The organism is Mesorhizobium sp. M7A.F.Ca.MR.362.00.0.0 (assembly GCF_004023175.1).
Taxonomy (GTDB): domain Bacteria; phylum Pseudomonadota; class Alphaproteobacteria; order Rhizobiales; family Rhizobiaceae; genus Mesorhizobium.
Genome location: NZ_RZTF01000802.1, coordinates 549 through 1,006, shown reverse-complemented (window position 1 = coordinate 1,006; position 458 = coordinate 549). Strand labels below are relative to the sequence as shown.

The window sequence follows — 458 nt, the reverse complement described above, 5'->3', positions numbered from 1 at the left end:
ACCGCCACCGGGCAGTTCGACGGCGACGTCGTCACGCCAGGCGCTGAAAAAGCGGGTGTCGAAGCGGCGCACCCGGTTGGGCGGCGTGATGGCGCGCGCAACGAAGCGCAGCATGTCGAGAGAGGGTTGCACGCCGTGTTCGGCAAAGCCTTGCCAATCGGGCCTGGGGGTTGCGAAAGCACCCTTGCGGCCGATCAGCAGCCCGGCTTCCTCATAGGTTTCGCGGATGGCGGACAGGGCGATGGCGCGGGCTCGTGCCGCACTTGTGCGGCCCGGTCCGGCGATCAGCCTGGCTTCCTGCTCCGGGTGCAATGCGGCGACGACCGGTATGCGGCTGTCGGCCGGATCGGTGCGGCCGCCGGGAAAGACGAACTTGCCCGGCATGAAGGCGTGGCCGGCATGACGGCGACCCATCAGAACCAGCACGTCATCGTCCTTGCGGTCGAGCAGGATGAGGG

At 68.3% G+C, this 458-nt stretch carries 1 pseudogene; it reads right to left on the bottom strand.

Annotated features, from left to right (window positions below):
• A pseudogene (locus EOC06_RS37805) lies at positions 1 to 458 on the bottom strand (NUDIX hydrolase); the annotation flags it as partial.